This is a genomic window from Streptomyces sp. ISL-96, assembly GCF_018614035.1.
Classification (GTDB): Bacteria; Actinomycetota; Actinomycetes; order Streptomycetales; family Streptomycetaceae; genus Streptomyces.
In genome coordinates, this window is the sequence record NZ_JAGGPA010000002.1 from 102,310 (window position 1) to 118,479 (window position 16,170).

Sequence of the window (16,170 nt, forward strand, 5' to 3'; positions counted from 1 at the left end):
CGGCGCGGGCGTCAGAGCAGCGTGAGCTGCGTCGGGCCGGGAGGCTCTGGCTCGACGGCACTCGGAGTGCGCCGGGAGGTACGAGGCCCCGACGGGCCTATGCCGAATTCCGTGGCCAGGTCGTGCACCTGGCGGGTGATGCGGCGCTGGTACCACTTCGGGGCGTACGCACCTTCCGCGTACAGCCGCTCGTACCGGCGGACCAGGTGCGGATGGTGCTCCCCCAGCCACGCCATGAACCACTCCCGCGCCCCCGGCCGCAGATGCAGCACGAGCGGGGTGACAGAAGTCGCGCCCGAGGCGGCGATCGCGCGGACGGTGGCGCGCAGCTGGCCGGGGGAGTCCCCGAGGAAGGGGATGACGGGGGCCATCAGCACGCCGCAGCCGATGCCGTGGTCGGTGAGGGTGCGTACGACGTCCAGGCGGCGCTCGGGGGACGGCGTACCCGGCTCGACCGTGCGCCACAGCTCCTGGTCGGTGAAGCCGACGGACACCGAGATGCCGACGTCGGTGACCTCCGCCGCCTGCACCAGCAGGTCGAGGTCGCGCAGGATCAGTGTGCCCTTGGTCAGGATCGAGAACGGGTTCGCGCGGTCGCGCAGGGCCGTGATGATGCCGGGCATGAGGCGGTAGCGGCCCTCCGCCCGCTGGTAGCAGTCGACGTTCGTGCCCATCGCGATGTGCGCGCCCTGCCAGCGGCTGGAGGCGAGCTGGCCGCGCAGCAACTCCGGCGCGTTGATCTTGACGATGATCTGCGAGTCGAAGTCCAGGCCGGTGTCGAGGTCCAGATAGGTGTGGGTCTTGCGCGCGAAACAGTAGACGCACGCGTGCGTGCAGCCCCGGTAGGGGTTGACCGTCCATTCGAACGGCATGCGTGAGGCGCCCGGCACCCGGTTCACGATCGAGCGGGCGCGCACCTCGTGGAAGGTGATCCCCCGGAACTCGGGGGTGTCGAACGTACGAGTGGTCACCGCGTCCGTTCCGAAGAGCGCGGCCTCCCCGGTAGTGGCGGGGTTTTCGGCCAGATTGTTCCAGCGCATGTGCGCCTCCTCGGTAGCACTGACCACAGAATAGAACACATGTTCCCTTCTTTGTCGCAACCCCGATTTTGGGCGGCCGTACCCGAGGTGGTTGGGTAAGCCGCACCCTTGAAAACCCAAGTGCTGGAGGAACAGGCATGGCGCAGGTCGAGGCCACCACGGAGCGGATCATCGCGGCGGATGCGGAGACGGTGTTCGACACGCTGGCCGACTACAGCGGCGCGCGCGAAAAGCTCCTGCCCGAGCACTTCTCCGAGTACGAGGTGCGCGAGGGCGGCGACGGCGAGGGCACCCTCGTCCACTGGAAGCTCCAGGCCACCAGCAAGCGCGTGCGCGACTGTCTGCTCGAAGTGACCGAGCCGACCGACGGGCAGCTCGTCGAGAAGGACCGCAACTCGTCCATGGTCACCACCTGGACCGTCACCCCGGCCGGCGAGGGCAAGTCGAAGGCAGTCGTCAGCACGGTATGGAACGGCGCCGGCGGCATCGGCGGCTTCTTCGAGAGGACGTTCGCGCCCAAGGGCCTCGCCCGGATTTACGACGCCCTGCTCGCCAACCTCGCCGCCCAGGTGGAGAAGTAGCCCGCAAACGGTCCCCGGCACTCCCCAGTAGTCCGTAGCAGTCCTTCACCGGTTCGAGTGGTCTTTTCCGGTGTGCCGGTGGTACGCCGCAGGGCTCCCACCGGGGGTGAAGCCGCCCGCGTGCGCCGCTCGACTCGATCGCCCCGCTTGCTCCCAGTTGTCGCGTAATGCGAGAAAAGGGCGGCGCAGGGCGACGAGGGGAGCGGTACGTGGGCGGGATCACTCTGGTGAAGACGGACGCGGCAGGTGACGCCGTTGAGGCGCCACCACCGCACCGCGTCCAACTCCCCGCCGCCGGAGGGCCCGAGGGGCGGCCCCTCAGCCCCGGCCGCGTCCGGCTGGTGTTCTCCGGGCTGATGCTCGCGCTACTCCTCGCGGCGCTGGAGCAGATGATCGTCGCCACCGCCCTCCCGAAGATCGTCGGGGAACTCCAGGGCCTGGACCGGATGTCGTGGACGATCACCGCCTATCTGCTGACGGCGACGGTCGGCCTTCCCGTCTACGGCAAACTGGGCGACCTCTTCGGCCGTAAAGGCATCTTCCAGTTCGCGATCGTCGTCTTCGTCATCGGCTCGGCGCTGGCCGGCTGGTCCCGCACCATGGACCAGCTCATCGCCTTCCGCGCCATCCAGGGCATCGGTGCCGGCGGCATCGTGATCGGCGTCCAGGCGATCATCGCCGACATCGTGCCGCCCAGGGACCGCGGCCGCTTCATGGGCCTCATCGGCGCCGCCTTCGGCCTCGCGTCGGTGGCGGGACCGCTGCTCGGCGGCTTCTTCACCGACCACGTGTCCTGGCGCTGGTGCTTCTACATCAACGTCCCGTTCGGGCTGGTCACCATGGCGGTCATCGCCGTCGTACTGAAGGTCCCGAAGCCCGGCGTACGGCCGCGACTGGACGTACTGGGCGCGCTGTTGCTCGCGGCCGCCTCGACCTGCCTCGTGCTGCTGACCAGTTGGGGCGGTACGGAGCACGCCTGGGACTCGCGGGTCATTCTCGGCCTCGCCGCCGGCGCTGCCGGAACGACTCTGCTGTTCATCGTCGTCGAAAGCTGCGTGCCCGAGCCGCTCATGCCGCTGCGGCTGTTCCGCGACTCGGTCTTCACCGTCACCAGCCTGGTCGGCGCGGTCGTCGGCGTCGCGCTCTTCGGCGCCGCCAGCTACCTGCCGACGTTCCTCCAGATGGCCGGCGGCGTCAGCGCCACCGAGTCCGGGCTGCTGATGCTGCCGATGATGGGCGGGGTGGTCATCGCCTCGATCGTCTCGGGGCACCTCATCAGCCGCACCGGCCGCTACCGCGTCTACCCGGTCGTCGGCAGCGCGTGCTCGGTGGTCGGCATGTGGCTGCTGTCCCGGCTGGAGGCCGACACCTCCCAGCTGCACTACAGCATCTGGATGGCCTTGCTCGGCACCGGCATCGGACTCGTCATGCCGGTGCTCGTCCTCGCCGTCCAGAACTCCGTGCCCCCGGCCGACCTCGGCACCGCCACCAGCGCCAACAACTTCTTCCGCCAGATCGGCGGCAGCGTCGGCGCCGCCGTCTTCGGCACCCTCTTCGCGAACCGGCTCGCGGACGCGCTCGCCGAGCGGCTGCCCGCGGGCGCGGGCCTCCCCGATCCGGCGTCCATCACCCCGCAGCTCGTGCACGCCATGGAACCCCCGCTGCGCGACGCCTACATCGAGGCGTACGCGGAGGCCATGCCGCGGATCTTCCTCTACCTCGTGCCGGTGCTCGTACTCGGCCTGCTCATCGCCTGCTTCCTCAAGGAGAAACCGCTGGTGTCCCACAACGCCCCCGCAGCCGAGACCTCCGCGATCCCCGCGGCCCGCACCACCACCGCCCCCTACCTGTCGGGCGTCCCCGTCTGCGGCACCGTCCAGCACCACGACGGCAGCGTCGTGCCGCGCGCCGCCCTCACCCTCATCGACGTATCCGGGCGGCAGGTCGGGCGGGGTGCGAGCGGCGACGACGGGCGGTACGCGCTGAGCGTGGCCGGATCCGGGTCGTACGTGATGATCGCGGCGGCCGGCGGGCACCAGCCGCAGGCCGTCACCGTCACGGTGGGGGAACGGCCCGTCGAGCTCGATGTGGTGCTCGGTGGCGCCGGCCGCCTCGCCGGGACCGTGCACACCGCGGACGGGACGCCGGTGCGCGACGCCGCCGTGACGCTCACCGACGTACGGGGAGAGGTCGTCGCCTCGACGCGCAGCGGGCGCGAGGGCGGGTATGTGATCACGGAGCTGGTGGCGGGGGAGTACACCCTGGCCGGCAGCGCGCCCGCGTTCCGGCCCGCCGCCCTTCCGGTCAGCGTGCAGGCCTCGCGGGAGACCCGGCAGGACATCGAGCTGGCGGGCGGCGCGGTGCTGCGCGGCACCGTACGGGCGACCGGTGGCCGGCCCGTCGAGGACGCCCGGGTGACACTGCTCGACGCCGGGGGCAATGTGGTGGACACGCTCACCACGGGACTCGACGGCACATTCCGCTTCGTCGATCTGTCGTCCGGCGAGTACACGGTGATCGCCGCGGGCTACCCGCCGGTCGCCACCGTGCTTCAGGTCGCGGGCGGCGGGCGTACCGAACGCGATCTCCAACTCGGCCACGAGGACTGACCTTTCAGAGGATGCGAACGCCCCTTGTGCGCGGGCGCACGACCTATTGGGTCGTTGCCCCGCGCGGGGCGGTGCGCGAGCCGTACCTTGGTGGGCGAAGCCACAGAACTTTCGGCGGGAAGGGAGCCTCCCACCCATGGACAGTGGCACTGGGCCCACGGCGCCGCGCGGGCGAGCGGCCACCGGCCGGGTTCCGCTTGCCGTGGTCGTGGTGGACGGTGACGGGCTCGTGTCGCACTGGTCCAGCGGGGCGCGGCGCTTGTTCGGTCCGGCAAGGGAAGAAGCCGTCGGACGGCTCGCCACCGACCTCATGCCGGTTTCCGGAGCCGTCGGCGACACCCTGAGTGGCCTCAGTTCCTGTCCCGTCGTCGGCCGAGCCACGCTCTGCGAGCCGGGGCGCGACCGGCTCGACGTGCTGTGGTGGGCGTATCCGCTGGTCGGTCCCGGGCCCGAGCGGCTGCTCGTACTCGCGGCGGACGCCGGCCGGCTGGAGGGTGAGCGCCGTGCCGAGGGGCGTGGCACCGAGCGGATCGCCCCCGGATTCGCCCTGCACACCGAGTTCCCGGGATCCGATGAACTGGCCCGGCGGTTGTCGGAGATCCTGCCGAGCATGAGCGTCGGCGAGTCCGGCCGCATCGTCTCGCAGGTGCTCGAACTGGGCTGTCCGGTCATGGAGTTCAGCCGCCACGACCGGGTGCCCGTCACGCCCGACTGGGGGGTGCCGAGGCGGGAGCGGCGCGGGGCCGGGCGGCGGCCACGGGTGACAGGGGGCGCCGCAAAGCCCCTGCGGCTGCCGGACGTACCCACCGAGCAGGATCTCGACCTTGAGTACGCCGCCGTGCGCGAGCACCTCGAACTCCTCAACGAGGTGAGCGGGCGCATCGGTTCCTCGCTCGACCTCGCCCGTACGATCGAGGAGGTCGGCGCCGCCGTGGTGCCGCGCTTCACCGATGTCGCGGACACCTACCTGCGCGAGCAGGTCATCGCGGGCGAGGGCTTCCCCGACGGGCCGCCGGACGCCACCACGATGTGGCACAGGGTCGCCGTCGAACATGCCGACGCGCCGGGGCGCTGGGACGATGTGGTGCCGGTCGGCGAATCCATGGCCTTTCCCGTGCACACACCGTTCTTCCAGTGCATGACGACCGGCGATCCGGTGCTCGTACCGAGGATCGGCGAGGAGACGGGAACCGTCATTGCCGCGCGGTTCGAGAAACGCGACATCAGACCGCTGATCACCGGGCGCTCCATGCTCGTCGTGCCGCTCAGGGCACGCGATGTGGTGCTGGGATTCATGATCCTGCTGCGCCATCCGGGGCGGGCCCTCTTCAACGACATGGACCGCGTCACCGGCGCCGAACTGGCCGCGCGGGCGGGGCTCGTGCTCGACAACGCCCGCATGTACACGTACCAGGAGAGCGTCGCCGATTCCCTCCAGAGCAGCATGCTGCCGCGCGTCGCGCCGCGGATGGCCGGCTGCGACACGGCGACCCGCTACCTGCCGGGCACGCTGCTCGGGCGGGTCGGCGGCGACTGGTTCGACTCGGTCGGACTGCCGGGCTCGCGCACCGCGCTGGTGGTGGGCGACGTCATGGGCCACGGGCTCAACTCGGCGGCGATGATGGGCCAGCTGCGTACGGCCGTCCAGACCATGGCCGCCCTCGACCTGCCGCCCGAACAGCTCCTGCGCAGCCTCGACGACCTGGCGCAGCGGCTCGGCCCGCACTATCTGGCGACCTGTCTGTACGTCGTCTACGACCCGGTCCGCGGCGAACTGCTCCTGGCGAACGCCGGTCACATCCCGCCCGTCCTGGTGCGGGCCGCCGACGGGCGCGGCGAGCTGCTGGATCTGCCGACGGGGGCCCCGATCGGGGTGGGCGGCGTGGCCTTCGAGTGCGTGCGGGTGCCCGTTGAGCCGGGCGACCGGCTGGTGATGTGCACGGACGGTCTGGTGGAGGTGCGGGGCGGGGACATCGGCGTAGGACTGGCGGCCCTGTGCGAGTCGGCGGCCCATCCGGCGGCCTCGATGGACGAGGCCTGCGACACCGTCGTCCGGGCCTTGGCGGCGTCGTCCCGGAGGGAGGGCCGGGGCGGGCGCAAGGACGACGTGGCGCTGCTGATGGCCCGGCTCAACGGCATCGCGGAGCGGGACGTGGCCGAGTGGGAGCTGACGCTGGAGCCGCGCGAGGTGGGCCGGGCGCGGCGGCTGGTGCGGGGGCAGCTGGCGGCATGGGGGCTCGAAGAGGCCGCGGAGAGCACGGAGTTGCTGGTCAGCGAGGTCGTCACCAACGCGGTGCGGCACGGGGAGCAGCACACGGACAGCCGTCGCGGCGCCCTCCGGCTCGTACGGGGCGACGGGCTGCTCTGCGAGGTCACGGACGACGACGGGCACGCACTGCCGGCGCTGACGAGCGCGGGGCCGGACGACGAGGCGGGGCGCGGTCTCGCCGTGGTCGACAGCGTGGCGCGGGAGTGGGGCGCGAACCGTACCGGGGAGGGCAAGACGGTGTGGTTCGAACTGGCGCTGAGGTAGGCCGACGTGTGGCAGTGGGGAGCTTGGTCGAAGTGGCTGGTCGTCGGCCGTTCGGAGTGACGCCGCAGGTTCGCGGGCCGGTCCTGGCGCGCTGAGCCGGGTGGCGCCGGTGCCGGGGTCCTACGCTGAGCCCGGCCCCGGTGCGGGGCGCCGGTGAACCAGAGGGAGCAACGATGCCGGAGCAGGGCCGGGAGCCGGCCGACGGGCAGCGCGAGCACTGGCAGCGCACGTACGCCGACCATCCGCTGATGTACGGCGACGCTCCTTCCGCCGCCGCTGTCCACGCCGCCGCGGTGTTCTGTGTGGCCGGCGCGAAGGACGTACTGGAACTCGGGGCGGGGCACGGCCGCGACGCCCTGTACTTCGCCGGCTGCGGCTTCACCGTCCGGGCCACGGACTTCAGTCCGGCCGGACTCGGTCAGCTGGCCGAGCGCGCCGAGGAGTTGGGCCTCGGCTCCTCGGTGAGCGTCACGGTCCACGATGTACGGCGCCCGCTGCCGCTGCCGGACCGCTCGGTGGACGCCGTCTTCGCCCACATGCTGATGTGCATGGCGCTGTCGACGGCCGAGGTCCATGAGCTGGTGGGCGAGGTACGGCGGGTACTGCGGCCCGGCGGCACCTTCGTCTACACCGTCCGGCACACCGGCGACCCCCACTACGGGGCGGGTACCGTCCACGGCGACGACATCTTCGAGCAGGGCGGGTTCGCGGTGCACTTCTTCGACCGGGCGCTGGTCGACGCGCTGGCCGAGGGGTGGGAGCTCCGTGAGGTGCACGCCTTCGAGGAGGGCGACCTCCCGCGCCGCCTGTGGCGGATCACCCAGACGCTGCCAGGTGCGGGAGGCCGCTGAGCGGTGGGCGGTGGGCGATAAGCTGCCCGGAGATTCAGCCCAGGGGACGGACGCACGTGTTGGACGCAATATTGCCGGACTCGGTCGTGACCGTGGAGGTCTTCGGGAACGACGTGCCCCGGGACGCCGCGCTGTTTCCCGCGGAGCAGGCATTCGTCGAGAAGGCGGTCGAGAAGCGGCGCCGGGAGTTCACCGTCGTACGCAGCTGCGCCCGCCGGGCGATGGAGAAGCTCGGCGTCCCGCCCCAGGCCGTCCTGCCGGGTGAGCGCGGAGCCCCCCTCTGGCCGGCCGGAGTGATCGGCAGCATGACCCACTGCGACGGTTACTGCGCCGCGGCGCTGGCGCGCGCCGGAGAGGTCGAGGTGCTTGGCATCGACGCGGAGCCGCATCTGCCGCTGCCCGCGGGTGTCGAGGAAACGGTCGCGCTGCCGGTCGAGCGGGAGCGGCTGCGACGGCTGGCCTCGGACGACCCGGCCGTGTGCTGGGACCGGCTGCTGTTCAGTGCCAAGGAGTCCGTCTACAAGGCGTGGTTTCCGCTGGCCAAGAAGTGGCTGGACTTCAGCGAGGCGGATATCGAACTCTTCCCTGGTGACGGGGCCACGGGCCGTTTCCGAGCCGTACTGCTCGTTCCGGGCCCCGTGCACGCAGGCCGCCGGATCCGCTCGTTCGAGGGCAGCTGGGCCGTGCGCCAAGGGCTGGTGACCACCGCCGTGACCGCGGCGCACGGCTGACGGGACCCTGCGTAACAGGGGAACGTGGATGTGGTTGTGGCCCGGGCGTTCGTGGGCGCGTAACGTGACGCGGCATGAGCACGGACGTCAGGGCGCGCGATGAGGGGACAGCCGAGTCATGAAGATCCTCATCAGCGCCGACATGGAGGGCGCCACCGGAGTCACCTGGCCGGCCGATGTGCTGCCGGGCACCCCGCAGTGGGAGCGCTGCCGGTCCCTGTTCACCTCGGACGTGAACGCGGCCGTCCTCGGCTTCTTCGACGGCGGCGCCGACGAGGTGCTCATCAACGAGGCGCACTGGTCCATGCGCAACCTGTTCCTGGAGCGGCTCGACGAGCGCGCCGAAATGCTCACAGGCCGGCACAAATCGCTCAGCATGGTCGAAGGCGTGCAGCACGGGGACGTGGACGGCATCGCGTTCGTCGGCTACCACACGGGCGCCGGCACCGAGGGCGTCCTCGCGCACACCTACCTCGCCAACTCCATCACGGGGGTGTGGATCAACGGCGAGCGCGCCAGTGAGGGCCTGCTCAACTCCCACGTCGTCGCGGAGTACGGGGTTCCGGTGGTGCTCGTCACAGGCGACGACCTGACCTGCGAGGATGCCGAGGGGTACGCGCCCGAGGCCCGTAAGGTGGCGGTCAAGGACCACGTCTCGCGGTACGCCGCGGTGTGCCGCACCCCGGCCCGTACCGCCGCGGACATCAGGGCCGCCGCCAAGGAGGCGACCGCTCTGGCCGTACGCCACGAGCCGGTGCGCGGCGGATCGTTCACCGTGGAGCTGGAGTTCGACGCGGAGCACCTTTCAGGGGTCGCCACCGTGGTACCGGGGGTGGAGGCGACCGGAGAACGGCGTGTCGCGTACACCAGCGGAACGATGTATGAGGGCATTCGTACTTTCAAGGCCGTTACGACGATCGTCTCGGCCGCGGTGGAGGAGCAGTATGGCTGACAGACAGCCGGTCAACGGGGGAACGGTCATCGGGGGAACGATCGACGCGCTCGCGCTCGACGAAGTGGTGACCTTCACGTCCGATCTCATCAGGATCGACACCACCAACCGCGGCGGCGGCGACTGCCGCGAGCGCCCGGCCGCCGAGTACGTCGCCGAGCGGCTCGCCGACGCGGGCCTGGAGCCAGTGCTGCTCGAACGCACCCCCGGACGGACCAACGTCGTCGCCAGGATCGCCGGCACCGACCCGTCCGCCGACGCGCTCCTCGTCCACGGTCACCTCGACGTCGTACCCGCCGAGCCCGCCGACTGGAGCGTGCACCCCTTCTCCGGAGAGGTCCGCGACGGAGTGGTGTGGGGCCGTGGCGCCATCGACATGAAGAACATGGACGCGATGATCCTCGCGGTCGTACGGGCCTGGGCGCGCACCGGCACCAGGCCCCGCCGCGACATCGTGCTCGCCTTCACCGCCGACGAGGAGGCCAGCGCGGTCGACGGATCGGGCTTCCTCGCCGCGGACCATCCGGAGCTCTTCGAGGGCTGTACGGAAGGAATCAGCGAATCCGGCGCCTACACCTTCCACGCGGGCCCCGGCCTGGAGATCTACCCGATCGCCGCCGGCGAGCGGGGCACCGGCTGGCTCAAGCTCACCGGCATCGGCACGGCGGGCCACGGCTCCAAGGTCAACCGGGACAACGCGGTGAGCAGGCTGGCCGCCGCCATCGCGCGGATCGGCGCGTACGAATGGCCGGTGCGGCTCACCCCGACCGTCCGGGCCAGCCTCACCGAACTCGCCGCCCTGCACCACCTCGACGCACCGGACTTCGACGCGCCCGACTTCGACGTGGACGCCCTCCTCAACAAGCTGGGTCCCGCCGCCGCGCTGGTCGAGGCGACCGTACGCGGCAGCGCGAACCCGACCATGCTGGACGCCGGTTACAAGGTCAACGTCATTCCGGGCCGGGCGACCGCCTACGTCGACGGGCGGTTCCTGCCCGGCGGCGAGGAGGAGTTCCGGCAGACCCTGGACCTGCTCACCGGCGACCAGGTGGACTGGGAGTTCCACCACAGGGAGACCGCGCTGGAGGCGCCGACCGACTCCCCGACGTACGCGAAACTGCGGGCGGCGGTGGAGCACTTCGCCCCCGGCGGGCATGTCGTGCCGTACTGCATGTCGGGCGGCACGGACGCGAAGCAGTTCTCCCGGCTGGGCATCACCGGCTACGGCTTCTCCCCGCTCAAGCTGCCCGTCGACTTCGACTACCAGGCGCTCTTCCACGGCGTGGACGAACGTGTACCGGTCGAGGCCCTCCACTTCGGCGTGCGGGTGCTCGATCATTACCTGAAGACCGCCTAGCAGTGACCAGCAGGCCCTAGCAGGGGAGTTGGAAGGCATGGTGCCCACAGGGACGTACGGAAGCTGGCCGTCACCGATCGACGCCGAGCTCGCCGCCTCGCACGACGGGCACCCGGAGTACGTCGGCGTGATCGGCGACGAGGTGTGGTGGACGGCGCCGCGCCCGGCCGAGGGCGGCCGGCGCACGCTGATGCGCCGGCGGGCCGACGGCGGCGAGGAATCGGTTCTGCCGGTTCCCTGGAACCTACGCAGCAGGGTCATCGAGTACGGCGGCCGGCCCTGGGCCGGGGCGCAGCGCGCGGCGGGCGGGCCGATCGTCGTCTTCGCGCACTTCCCCGACCAACGGCTCTACGCGTACGAACCCGACGTGCCCGGCGCCGAACCCCGGCCGCTCACCCCCGTGTCGGCGGTCGGCGGCGGGCTGCGCTGGGTCGACCCGCAGCTGCGCATGGACCGGGGCGCGGCCGGCGAAGTGTGGTGCGTACTGGAGGAGTTCACGGGCCAGGGGCCCACCGACGTACGACGCGTCATCGTGGCCGTACCGCTCGACGGCTCGGCCGCCGGCGACCGCGCCGCCGTACGCGAACTCTCCGACGGCGCGCACCGCTTCGTCACCGGACCGCGGGTCTCCCCCGACGGGCGCCGGGCGGCCTGGATCGCCTGGGACCATCCCCGGATGCCCTGGGACGGCTCGGAAGTGATCCTCGCGGACATCGACTCCGAGGACGGCATCTTCCGGGCGCCCTCGCGGCTGGCCGGCGGGGCCGACGAGGCGGTTGCCCAGGTCGACTGGACGGCCGACGGGCAGCTGCTCTTCGCCGGCGACCGCAGCGGGTGGTGGAACCTCTACCGCGCGGACCCGAGCGGGGGGACCGTGGCGTCGCTGTGCTCCCGCGCCGAGGAGTTCGGCGGGCCGCTCTGGAAGATCGGCCTGCGCTGGTTCCACCCGATGGACAACGGCCTGGTCGCCGTCATCCACGGCAGCGGCACCACCGCGCTCGGCATCCTCGACCCGGAGATGGGCGAGGTCGTCGACTCCGCCGGTCCCTGGACCGAATGGGCGCCCACCCTCGCCGTGCACGGCAGCAGGGTCGTCGGCGTCGCCGCCAGCCCCCGCAGCGCGTACGAGGTGATGGAGCTCGACACCGGCACCGGGCACACCCGGGTCATCGGCTCCGCGCACGACGACCCGGTGGACCCCGCCTTCTATCCCGAGCCGCAGATCCGCGTCTTCACCGGGCCCGACGGCCGCGACACCTACGCCCACATCTACCCGCCGCACAACCCGGGCCGCATCGCGCCCGCCGACGAACTGCCGCCGTACGTGATCTGGGCGCACGGCGGACCGACCGGGCGCGCCCCGCTCGTACTCGACCTGGAGATCGCCTACTTCACCTCGCGGGGCATCGGGGTCGCCGAGGTCAACTACGGCGGATCGGCGGGGTACGGGCGCGAGTACCGCGACCGGCTGCGCGAGCAGTGGGGCGTCGTGGACGTCGAGGACTGCGCCGCGGTCGCCGTCGCCCTGGCCGAAGAGGGCACCGCCGATCCGCGCAGGCTCGCGATCCGCGGCGGCAGCGCGGGCGGCTGGACCGCGGCCGCCTCGCTCGCCGCCACCGACGTGTACGCCTGCGGCACCGTCATGTACCCGATCCTCGACCTGGCGGCCTGGGCGACGGGCGAGACCCACGACTTCGAGTCGCGCTACCTGGAAAGCCTGGTCGGGCCGCTCGCGGCGTACCCCGACCGCTACCGCGACCGTTCGCCCGCCCAACGGGCCGAGCGGATCACCGCGCCCTTCCTGCTGCTCCAGGGACTCGACGACGTCATCTGCCCGCCCGTTCAGTGCGAGCGGTTCCTGGAGCGCATGGCGGGGCGGGGCATCCCGCACGCGTACATCGCCTTCGAGGGGGAAGGGCACGGCTTCCGCAGGGCCGAGACCGTGGCCCGCGCGCTGGAGGCCGAACTGTCGCTGTACGCGCAGGTGTTCGGCATCGACCGCGACGACGTACCCCGTCTGGAGCTCGCCAAATGACGTCTGCGCCCCTCGAATCGCTGACGCGCCCCGCGCGACTGCGGCCGGGGGCGCGGGTCGCCGTCGTGGCTCCCAGCGGACCCGTACCCGAGGAGCGGCTCGAAGCGGGACTCGACATCCTGCGGGGCTGGGACCTCGATCCGGTGGTGGGCGCCCATGTGCGGGACACACACCCGGAGTTCGGTTACCTCGCAGGCTCGGACGAGGCGCGGGCCCGGGACCTGGAGGAAGCCTGGTGCGACCCGTCGGTCGACGCGGTGCTCTGCGCGCGGGGCGGTTACGGCGGCCAGCGCATGGTGGACCTGCTCGACTGGGCGGCGATGCGCGCGGCCGGGCCCAAGGTCTTCGTCGGGTACAGCGACATCACCGCACTGCACGAGGCGTTCGCCGTACGGCTCGGCCTGTCCACCCTGCACGGTCCGATGGCCGCCACCATGTCCTTTCTCAAGGACGCCCGCACCCAGGACTCACTGCGTGCCACCCTCTTCGAGCCCGAGTCGGTCATGACGCTGGGCCTGGAGACGGCGCGCGTCATGGTCGCGGGCCGGGCGCGCGGCGTCACGCTCGGCGGCTGCGTCAGCCTGCTCGCCGCGGGCCTGGGCACGCCGGACGCGCGGGCCGGCGCCCGCGGTGGCCTGCTGCTCATCGAGGACATCGGCGAGGAGGCGTACCGGCTGGACCGGATCCTGACCCAGCTGCTGCGGTCCGGCTGGCTGGACGGTGTGGCGGGCGTCGCCCTCGGCTCGTGGGAGGACTGCGGCCCGTACGAGCAGGAGGTGCGGACGCTGCTGTGCGACCGGCTGGGCACCCTGGGGGTGCCGGTCGTCGAGGAGCTGGGCTTCGGGCACTGCGCGACCGCCCTGACCATGCCGCTCGGCGTGCCGGCCGTACTCGACACGGACACGCGCACGCTCATACTCGACGAGCCCGCGCTGCGCTGAGGCGACGAGGGCTCAAGCGGCGTCCGGGTGCTCCCCCGTCGCCCCGTCGATGAGCTCGCGCAGGATGTCCATGTGGCCCGCGTGCCGGACGGTGTCCTCCAGCATGTGGATCAGCACCCAGCGCATCGACACGGTGTTGCCGGACCACGAGGTGCCGAGGGTGTCCAGGTCGAGCTCCGCTATGGCCCGGTCGGCCGCGGCCCGCGCGCGGCCGTAGAACTCCACGATGTCCGAGGTCGACTCGCCTTCGGCCACCACCATGTCCTCGTTTTCGAACGGATCGAACCACAGCGGTTCGCTCTCGCGCCCGAACGTCGTACAGAACCACCCGTACTCGACGCTCGCCAGATGCTTCACCAGACCGAGCAGATTCGTCCCCGACGGGGTCATGGGGCGGCGCAGCTGCTCGTCGTCGAGCCCCTGCAGTTTCCACAGCACGGCATCACGGTGCCGGTCCAGGCTGACCTGGAGACTTTCCTTCTCGCCGCCGGTGAACGGCACCCGCTTCATCGTCATGCCCGGAACCTAACAGCCGGGTCTGACAACGCACTTCCGTGCTCCGCCGTCCGGCCCGGCCGTCGTCATCTTTACTGACTCTCCATCAATCACCCGTGTATGAATGGTTGACAGTGGTGTGACACGTGTCACAGCATGGCCGGCGTCGATACTTACCGGTCGGTAAGGTGCCCTCAGCGTGGAGGTCCGCATGTCCCGTCGCCGTCGCCGCCCCGTGTCCGTGTCCCGCAGACCGATCGTCTTCGCCGCCGGTGCCGCACTGGCCGCGCCGCTCGCCCTCGCCGCCCCCGGGCAGGCGGGCGCGGCCGGCGAATACACCGTCACCCCACTGAAGTTCACGGTGCGGGCGGGCGACAGGACGTGCACCGTCGACGCCGACCTCTACCGCCCCGCCGGGGTCGACAAGGCCCACCCCGCGCCCGCCGTCCTCACCACCAACGGCTTCGGCGGCAGCAAGGCCGACGGCTCCACCGACGCCATCGCCAAGGCCTTCGCCACCCGCGGCTACGTCGCCCTCGCCTACTCCGGCCTCGGGTTCGGCAAGTCCGGCTGCCCCATCTCGCTCAACGACCCGGAGATCGACGGCAGGGCCGCTTCGGGCCTGGTCGACTTCCTGGGCGGCACCCGAGCGGCCGACGACGGCACCCGGGCCGACTACGTCGTCAAGGACGGCGCGGGCGATCCGCGCCTCGGGATGATCGGCGGCTCGTACGGCGGCACGATTCAAATGGCCACGGCGGCGAACGACCGCCGCCTGGACGCGCTCGTGCCCCTGATCACCTGGAACGACCTCGCCCACTCCCTCGACCCCAACAACGCGACGAACGACGGGTCCGTTCCCGGCGCGTACAAGTACCAGTGGACATCGGGCTTCTTCCTCATGGGGGAGGCGCAGGGCCTGCTCAACCCCAGTCTCGACCCGTCCAGGATCGGCGGCGGAGGCTGCCTGCACTTCGTCGCCAAGGCCTGCGAGACCACCCGGCTCCTGGCCTCCGGCCGCTACCCCGCCGATCGCACCGCCGCGATGCTGGCCTACGCGCGCAGTGTCTCCCCGGCCTCGTACCTCCACCGGGTCAAGACGCCGACGCTGATCGTCCAGGGCCAGGCCGACAGCCTCTTCAACCTCAACGAGGCGGAGGCGACGTACAAGACCCTCAAGGCGCAGGGCACCGAAACCCGCATGATCTGGCAGTCCTGGGGCCACAGCGGCGGTCTCACCGACCCCGCCGCCGGTGAACTCAACCTCGGGCAGGGCAATCTGGAGACCAGTTACGTCGGCAAGCGCATACTCGCCTGGTTCGACCGCTACCTGCACGGCAAGAAGGGCACCGACACCGGTCCCGCCTTCGCGTACTACCGCGACTGGCAGAGCGGTTACGGCACGGCCGCCGCGCCGCCCGCCCTGTCGCAGAAGGTCTACCTCTCCGGCGACGGCAAGCTCGTCGACAACCGGTCGAAGGTCGTGCGCGGCGCCCGCGAGTACCGCAACCACCTCCACCCCACCAGCCACTCCGAAAACTCCCTGTCCGGCCTCACCGGCCTGCCCGACCGCAAGCCCAGCGACACCCCCGGCACCTACCTGGGCTGGTCCACGGAGCCGCTCAAGGCCGCCGTGGACGTGGTCGGCGCGCCAAAGGCGACGCTCAGGGTCGTCTCGCCGAAGGCCGAGCGCGTACAGAACTCCGGTGACGCCGCAGACAAGCTCGTCCTCTTCGCCAAGCTGTACGACGTCGCACCCGACGGCACGAAGACGCTCGTGCAGCGTCTGGTCGCGCCGGTCAGGGTGCCGGACGTGACCCGTCCCTTCACGGTCTCGCTCCCCGGCATCGTGCACCGGTACGAGGCGGGGCACCGGCTGGAGTTCGTCGTCGCGGCGAGCGACGACGCGTACTACGGCAACCGCGGCATCAAGCCGGTGACGGTCACCAGCGCCCCCGAGGACACCGGCGTCCTGGAGCTCCCGGTGATCCGGGGGACGCTCGGCTGACGCCGCGCGGCGGCGGCTTCAGGGGGCGTCGCCCGGA

At 71.5% G+C, this 16,170-nt stretch carries 12 protein-coding genes; 10 read left to right on the top strand and 2 right to left on the bottom strand.

Translation table 11 applies throughout. From position 1 onward, the window contains the following. Positions 1 to 11: 11 nt before the first annotated feature. Complete coding sequence (locus tag J7E96_RS01755) at positions 12 to 1,040, bottom strand: Rv2578c family radical SAM protein (protein ID WP_215126647.1); 1,029 nt, start codon at positions 1,038 to 1,040, stop codon at positions 12 to 14. 137 nt (positions 1,041 to 1,177) lie between these two features. Here J7E96_RS01755 and J7E96_RS01760 point away from each other — a divergent pair, with 137 nt between their 5' ends. The 9 genes from J7E96_RS01760 (at position 1,178) to J7E96_RS01800 (ending at position 13,630) form a co-directional block, all read left to right on the top strand. Then, positions 1,178 to 1,621, top strand: coding sequence for an SRPBCC family protein (locus tag J7E96_RS01760; protein WP_215126649.1), 444 nt, complete (start codon positions 1,178 to 1,180; stop codon positions 1,619 to 1,621). 209 nt (positions 1,622 to 1,830) lie between these two features. Further along, positions 1,831 to 4,230 (top strand): MFS transporter, encoded by a 2,400-nt coding sequence (locus tag J7E96_RS01765; RefSeq protein ID WP_308295798.1) that lies wholly within the window; start codon positions 1,831 to 1,833, stop codon positions 4,228 to 4,230. Between the two features lie 136 nt (positions 4,231 to 4,366). Continuing rightward, entirely contained in the window at positions 4,367 to 6,763 is a 2,397-nt protein-coding gene (locus tag J7E96_RS01770) for a SpoIIE family protein phosphatase (protein ID WP_215126654.1), read from the top strand. Positions 6,764 to 6,936: 173 nt separating this feature from the next. Further along, positions 6,937 to 7,614, top strand: a complete 678-nt coding sequence (locus J7E96_RS01775; RefSeq protein WP_215126656.1) for a class I SAM-dependent methyltransferase — start codon at positions 6,937 to 6,939, stop codon at positions 7,612 to 7,614. Positions 7,615 to 7,670: 56 nt separating this feature from the next. Next, entirely contained in the window at positions 7,671 to 8,345 is a 675-nt protein-coding gene (locus tag J7E96_RS01780) for a 4'-phosphopantetheinyl transferase superfamily protein (protein ID WP_215126658.1), read from the top strand. A 118-nt stretch (positions 8,346 to 8,463) separates the two neighbouring features. After that, on the top strand, positions 8,464 to 9,297 hold the full coding sequence (locus tag J7E96_RS01785) for a M55 family metallopeptidase (RefSeq protein WP_215126660.1): 834 nt from the start codon (positions 8,464 to 8,466) through the stop codon (positions 9,295 to 9,297). After that, positions 9,290 to 10,654 carry a M20/M25/M40 family metallo-hydrolase gene (locus J7E96_RS01790; RefSeq protein WP_215126662.1) on the top strand — a complete coding sequence of 455 codons (1,365 nt, stop codon included), beginning with the start codon at positions 9,290 to 9,292 and terminating at the stop codon, positions 10,652 to 10,654. Before J7E96_RS01785 ends, J7E96_RS01790 begins: the two co-directional genes overlap by 8 nt. A 37-nt stretch (positions 10,655 to 10,691) precedes the next feature. After that, positions 10,692 to 12,689, top strand: a complete 1,998-nt coding sequence (locus J7E96_RS01795; protein ID WP_215126664.1) for an LpqB family beta-propeller domain-containing protein — start codon at positions 10,692 to 10,694, stop codon at positions 12,687 to 12,689. Then, complete coding sequence (locus tag J7E96_RS01800) at positions 12,686 to 13,630, top strand: LD-carboxypeptidase (RefSeq protein WP_215126666.1); 945 nt, start codon at positions 12,686 to 12,688, stop codon at positions 13,628 to 13,630. Before J7E96_RS01795 ends, J7E96_RS01800 begins: the two co-directional genes overlap by 4 nt. 12 nt (positions 13,631 to 13,642) lie before the next feature. Here J7E96_RS01800 and J7E96_RS01805 read toward each other — a convergent pair whose 3' ends face one another. Then, on the bottom strand, positions 13,643 to 14,140 hold the full coding sequence (locus J7E96_RS01805) for a DinB family protein (RefSeq protein ID WP_374196631.1): 498 nt from the start codon (positions 14,138 to 14,140) through the stop codon (positions 13,643 to 13,645). A gap of 196 nt (positions 14,141 to 14,336) precedes the next feature. Between J7E96_RS01805 and J7E96_RS01810 the strand changes: the two genes are divergently transcribed. Then, positions 14,337 to 16,133 (top strand): CocE/NonD family hydrolase, encoded by a 1,797-nt coding sequence (locus tag J7E96_RS01810; protein ID WP_215126670.1) that lies wholly within the window; start codon positions 14,337 to 14,339, stop codon positions 16,131 to 16,133. The last annotated feature ends 37 nt before the right edge of the window (positions 16,134 to 16,170 follow it).

Bases quoted from the DNA above. Each gene is read 5' to 3' on its own strand.
- J7E96_RS01755 (WP_215126647.1), bottom strand. From the start codon at position 1,040: ATGCGCTGGAACAATCTGGCCGAAAACCCCGCCACTACCGGGGAGGCC.
- J7E96_RS01760 (WP_215126649.1), top strand. From the start codon at position 1,178: ATGGCGCAGGTCGAGGCCACCACGGAGCGGATCATCGCGGCGGATGCG.
- J7E96_RS01770 (WP_215126654.1), top strand. From the start codon at position 4,367: ATGGACAGTGGCACTGGGCCCACGGCGCCGCGCGGGCGAGCGGCCACC.
- J7E96_RS01775 (WP_215126656.1), top strand. From the start codon at position 6,937: ATGCCGGAGCAGGGCCGGGAGCCGGCCGACGGGCAGCGCGAGCACTGG.
- J7E96_RS01785 (WP_215126660.1), top strand. From the start codon at position 8,464: ATGAAGATCCTCATCAGCGCCGACATGGAGGGCGCCACCGGAGTCACC.
- J7E96_RS01790 (WP_215126662.1), top strand. From the start codon at position 9,290: ATGGCTGACAGACAGCCGGTCAACGGGGGAACGGTCATCGGGGGAACG.
- J7E96_RS01795 (WP_215126664.1), top strand. From the start codon at position 10,692: ATGGTGCCCACAGGGACGTACGGAAGCTGGCCGTCACCGATCGACGCC.
- J7E96_RS01800 (WP_215126666.1), top strand. From the start codon at position 12,686: ATGACGTCTGCGCCCCTCGAATCGCTGACGCGCCCCGCGCGACTGCGG.
- J7E96_RS01805 (WP_374196631.1), bottom strand. From the start codon at position 14,140: ATGAAGCGGGTGCCGTTCACCGGCGGCGAGAAGGAAAGTCTCCAGGTC.
- J7E96_RS01810 (WP_215126670.1), top strand. From the start codon at position 14,337: ATGTCCCGTCGCCGTCGCCGCCCCGTGTCCGTGTCCCGCAGACCGATC.